This is a genomic window from Stenotrophomonas sp. HMWF003, from assembly GCF_003061285.1.
Lineage (GTDB): Bacteria > Pseudomonadota > Gammaproteobacteria > Xanthomonadales > Xanthomonadaceae > Stenotrophomonas > Stenotrophomonas maltophilia_AP.
Genome location: NZ_QAIW01000382.1, coordinates 23,009 through 27,695 on the forward strand (window position 1 = coordinate 23,009; position 4,687 = coordinate 27,695).

Sequence of the window (4,687 nt, forward strand, 5' to 3'; positions counted from 1 at the left end):
TGTTGCGTGGCAATGGCTGCGACAGCGCGGGCAGCAACGCGGCCTGCGCCTCGGCGGAAAGGTCCAGCGCCTGCAGCACGCGCGCCGGATCGTCCAGCTGCACGTGTTCGAGGGTGACGCGCACCGGCGACAGCCCGGCCGAACGGCCGAACAGGCGCACGTCCAGTTGTTCGACCTGGCCTTGGACCAGGTCTTCAAAGCCGGGGGGAACGCCGCGTGCCGCGACCAGCGGCGTGGCCAACGACAAGGCAAGCGCGACCGCCAGCCGGGTGACGGCGGGTGCAGGAACGTTCATGGGAGTGATGCCTGAAGCGGCCGGCCCGTGACCGGGCCGGCACGGAGTGTTACGGCGAAGCGGTCTTCTGCTTCATGGCGATGCTGACGATGCCCTCGTAGGTACCGGCGACGGTCAGCGGGGCCTTGGTGGCCTGGGCGATATCCAGGTCCATGATGAACGAGGCGCCCGGCAGCGCACCGTCAAAGATCTCCGAGGCCAGGAAATCCTTCGGCGCCACGGTCAACGGTGTTTTGTTGAGGCTGACGCGCAACGGGACCGCTGGTGCAGTACCGTTCTGGATGACAAGCACAGGGTCGTGCATCACATTGACTTCAATGTCCTTGCTCTCGTCGTTGGTGAAAACACGAACGCGCTCGGTGACAGTGCGCAGGCCATCACCCGGGATGTGGGTCATCTCCATCGAGTCGGGCAGCGGGCTGCCGTCAGCCTTCAGCAGGGCAAGCGACAGGTCTACGTTGGTGTAGACCATGATGTGGGATTCGGCGGCGTTCGCGGACAGCGAAGCGGTGGCCAGCGCTGCAGCGAGCGCGACCTTCTTGAGGATAGGCGACATGGGGTCTCTCTCTTTGTTTCTTCGAAAGGAAGCTTTCGGCGGAAAGCACCGCAACACCGCGTGGGGTGTGGCAGCCCAGTCAGGTTAGTCAGCGAGATGTGATTTACCCATTCAACCCGTCCTAAAAATCGGGTCCCGCGTGTGGATATGCGACAGCGCGCGCAGTACGCGCACATTGAAGATATTCCTACTGCGCGTTGCCTTGCGCCATGCGACAGAAACAAGAAGGACGGCCGTAGCCGTCCTTCGTTCGTCCTCCGTGCCACGCAACGACTTGGCCGGCACCAGGCCGCTCACGCCTCCATCAACACCGGCTCGTCCAGCAGCATCTCCTGCACGTCCTTCCACATCTTCTCGCGCACGCGCCGCACCATCGCCGAGTCACGGGCAGCAGGTACCGGCACCGGCAGCGCCGGCACCGCATAGCGCGCCAGTTCCGCGGCCACGACCGTCGCCATCGGGCGCCGCGCGGGGTCGGCATCCATCAACTGCGCGACCAGCGCGCGCACGTGCGCCGGCACGCCCTTGCGCAGGCGGCCCAGTGTGGGGCGCTGCACCACGCTTGCCTGGGCCGCAGGGTCGGCCTCGTCGCGGTGCATCAGCCAGGAGGTCAACAGCTGGTGGATGGTTGCGCCGAGTCCGTAAAGATCTTCGCGTTGGTGGGTGCCTGCAAACGCGCCACGCTTGGCCTCCGGCGGCATGTAGCTGGGGGTACCCCACGGGGTGTCACTGGTTTCATCGGCACGCAACGCGCCTTCGAAATCGACAGGGCGCAGGCGGCCACTGCGATCCACCAGCAGGTTGGCCGGCTTCAGGTCGCGCCACACCCACCCGGCCGCATGCAGTTCTGCCACCAGCTGCGCCACCCCGGCGGCATAGGCCAGTGCGTCGGCCAACGGGATCTTCTTCTGCGGATCGGCGCAGGCCTGCAGCAGTGGCTCACCGTCGATGTGCTCCATCACCAGATAGCGGTGCTCGCCGATGCAGAACGCGTCGATCACTGCGGGCGGGGCGAACGGCAGCCCGTCCATCGCACGCAGGAACGCCTCTTCGCGCTCGACGAAGCTTCGGCCGTCCAGGCCATGCCAGTTGGTTTCGCCGTGGCGGCGACCTTCCTTCACCACGCACAGCCGCGCCGGCGAGCAGTGGATGTCCACCGCGCGGTAGACGCCGCCCTTGCCACGCTGCATGAACGCTTCGTAGCAGAGAAAGCGGGTCTGCAGCGGCGTGGGCGGCGACGCCATTTCAGCGGGTGCGTGGAACGGGCACTCGATCCAGTCAGGGACCGCCTTGCCGGGCTCGCGCAGGTCCGGGACCAGTTCGCCGCTGGGCATGCGCACGGCGCTGACCCGGGTGCCATCGTCGGTTTCCACTTCCTCGTGGCCGAACGCGCCGTAGCGGAAGAACACCGCACTGCCCGGCCGCAACTGACGATCGAACGGTACGGCAGGCGCGCCCAGTCCCTGCGTGGCCTGGTCGAGCAACTCGGCCAGTTCGACCGCCTGCGCGGCATCGCGCGGATACACGGTGATGAACTTGCCGATCTGGCTGAAGCCGAACGGGATGGCACTGTTGAGCCGCCCCAGGATGTTCAGTGTCTTGACCGATTTGAATGCAACGCCGCGTGCGGCCAGCAGCGGCGCGCAGCGTCGGAACACATCGATTGCATTGGGCAGTGTGGCCGAGATATGCAGCTTCCAGCCCTGCGCGGGGTGGGCCACCTGCGGCGGGCAGTAGCGCCAGCCACTCTTGCCCGGCACCACCGGCAGGTACTGGTCCACCAGCGCACGCCAATCCTGTTCGTGGCGGCCTGCAGCGGGCGCCTGTGGGGCTACGGTATCGAGATCCTGCACGGCATGCCTCCATGGAAAACGGGTCCAGGGGAGTGCGCCGGCCCCTGCCGGCTACCGGCGCACCCGTTCCGTCGCCAGCGCGACAGTGCTGATCAACTGCTGGTCGTGGTGGTGGTGGTGGTGCACAGCGGTGTGCTGGTGGTGATGACGGTGCGGCTGTGGCAGGTACAGGCCGCCACCGATGCACCGCCGCCGGACAGCGCCTGCAGTTCCTCCGGCGAAGAGGCGAACTGGGCGAAGTAGGTTTTCCATTCGGTGCTGCCCGCGCCGGCATGGATGGCCTGCAGGCCCTGGGTACGCAGCTGGTCGGCGAACCCTTTGTCGTCGAGCGCCTTCTGCACGATTTCACTGGTCTTCTGTGAGAGCGACATCTTCACTTCCTCCTGGAACACGTGGGCGATGGCGTCCGCACGGCGGGCTGCCCATCGCAGGATGTTGGCCGGCTTCAGCGCATGCCAGGTCGCTCAGCCCGACCCGGTGGTGGTGGTGCCGGTGCAGATCGGGCTGGTGGTGGTGGTGACGGTGGTGCTGTTGCAGGTGCATGCCGCCGCCCCCGCCTTTGCGCCCAGCGCCTGCAGCTTGTGCGGATCGGTTGCCATCGCGGCGAAGTGTTGACCGCCGAAATAGGTTTTCCAGGCGGCACTTTCCTGCCCACCCAGCACCGCAGCAACTGCCTGGCTGCGCAGTTGCTCGGCGAAGGACGCGTCGGAAAGCAGTTTCTGTACGAACTCGGTCTGGACAGCCATGTGTGCGTCTCCATTTCCGTTGGAAGGAACAGCAGCGTCTGCCTGTGGCCCAGCGGGCATTGCTTCCGGCGATGCGCCCCGGACAGGAACACAGGGCGCACGGCGTCCTGCGTCCGCCCATGGCGGCCACGTCATCGTCAACCTGTGCGTTGCGCTGCTGCATGGACACGGTGGCGACAGCGCTGCGTCGCCGTGCGATGTGTCATCGCCCACGACGGTACGCAACGACGCGCGATCGTTCGCCTGCATCCACCTGTTCGACTGCCCGACCCGGTGCGCCTGCGGGACGCTGGCACCGGTCGGTTTCGGTTACCGCTGTTGCGACTTCATCCCCATCACAACCCCCTGCGTTCCGGATGCCTCATGCATCGGCGGCGGGTCGGCAACATGCCTGTGTCGGCCCGGTCCTGGTCACCCCCGCTGCGCAGCAGCCGCAGGATGCGACGAGAGCGTCCGCCCGGCCATTGGGCGCGTCAATGCCCAAATCGCGTGGTTGCCTATTCAACATTTGATTCTGGGTGCGTACGCACAGTTCCGTTCGGAAGGCGTTCTCACATTCACGCGCCGGCCTGGTGGGCCGGCACGGCGGTCTGCGCAAACGGGCTGGCGGGAGGTCAACGCGGCGGCAGGACCTGCACGCGCTTCACCTCGATATCGGTGGCCTTGAAGCGATGGGTGTCGACCTTGCCCAACAGTTCGACCGTGGTGGCCGCGCCAATGGCCTGGTGCGGCATGTCCTTGTCGTCGATCTCCACCTCGATCTCGCCCGTGGCGTCGCGGAAGCGATAGCGTTCATCGCCCACCTTGGCGACCAGGTGGCCCAGCAACAGCACGGCGTGGTCATCGCGCTGCTGGCGCGCCTGCGCCACGGTGGTGGTGACTGCGGTGGCCCCCGGTCCGGTATAGCCGGCCAGCGCATCGCTGGCGTGCAGGGTGGAGGCAGCGGCAAGCAGCGGAATCAGCAGGTAGTGCTTCATGGTCGGTCTCCTTTCGGCATGGCTTGATTGATGTGACAAGCCTGTTCCGTAGAGCCCGATAGACCTATGCAATTAATACGAAAACGTCACCGCACCGCCCCACCCCGCAGGCCCCGTTCATCGTCATGACGGTAGAGCCACCCCATGGGTGGCTGCCCAAGGGCACCGACGGCAACAGCCCCCGCAAAAAAGGTCCTTCGCCCATCTGCGGCTTGGGCAGAAACGTGCCTTGATGCTTTTCGGGCGCAGCCGTCGGCGGG

The 4,687-nt window shown here is 66.2% G+C and carries 5 protein-coding genes and 1 pseudogene; all 6 read right to left on the reverse strand.

The window, feature by feature from the left end; genetic code table 11:
- A pseudogene (locus DBR34_RS23520) lies at nucleotides 1-295 on the reverse strand (usher protein); the annotation flags it as partial.
- 49 nt (nucleotides 296-344) lie between these two features.
- Nucleotides 345-851: a CS1 type fimbrial major subunit gene (locus DBR34_RS16430; protein WP_128097589.1), complete on the reverse strand. Its 507-nt coding sequence runs from the start codon at nucleotides 849-851 to the stop codon at nucleotides 345-347.
- A 293-nt stretch (nucleotides 852-1,144) separates the two neighbouring features.
- Nucleotides 1,145-2,704 carry a protein kinase gene (locus DBR34_RS16435; protein WP_128097590.1) on the reverse strand — a complete coding sequence of 520 codons (1,560 nt, stop codon included), beginning with the start codon at nucleotides 2,702-2,704 and terminating at the stop codon, nucleotides 1,145-1,147.
- A 92-nt stretch (nucleotides 2,705-2,796) separates the two neighbouring features.
- Nucleotides 2,797-3,075, reverse strand: coding sequence for a hypothetical protein (locus DBR34_RS16440; protein WP_128097591.1), 279 nt, complete (start codon nucleotides 3,073-3,075; stop codon nucleotides 2,797-2,799).
- A gap of 93 nt (nucleotides 3,076-3,168) precedes the next feature.
- Nucleotides 3,169-3,450 carry a hypothetical protein gene (locus DBR34_RS16445; protein WP_128097592.1) on the reverse strand — a complete coding sequence of 94 codons (282 nt, stop codon included), beginning with the start codon at nucleotides 3,448-3,450 and terminating at the stop codon, nucleotides 3,169-3,171.
- Between the two features lie 614 nt (nucleotides 3,451-4,064).
- Nucleotides 4,065-4,427 carry a NirD/YgiW/YdeI family stress tolerance protein gene (locus DBR34_RS16450; RefSeq protein ID WP_128097593.1) on the reverse strand — a complete coding sequence of 121 codons (363 nt, stop codon included), beginning with the start codon at nucleotides 4,425-4,427 and terminating at the stop codon, nucleotides 4,065-4,067.
- Between the last annotated feature and the right edge of the window lie 260 nt (nucleotides 4,428-4,687).

Excerpts from the sequence above, each read along its gene's own strand:
- DBR34_RS16430 (WP_128097589.1), bottom strand. The coding sequence starts at position 851 with ATGTCGCCTATCCTCAAGAAGGTCGCGCTCGCTGCAGCGCTGGCCACC.
- DBR34_RS16440 (WP_128097591.1), bottom strand. The coding sequence starts at position 3,075 with ATGTCGCTCTCACAGAAGACCAGTGAAATCGTGCAGAAGGCGCTCGAC.
- DBR34_RS16445 (WP_128097592.1), bottom strand. The coding sequence starts at position 3,450 with ATGGCTGTCCAGACCGAGTTCGTACAGAAACTGCTTTCCGACGCGTCC.
- DBR34_RS16450 (WP_128097593.1), bottom strand. The coding sequence starts at position 4,427 with ATGAAGCACTACCTGCTGATTCCGCTGCTTGCCGCTGCCTCCACCCTG.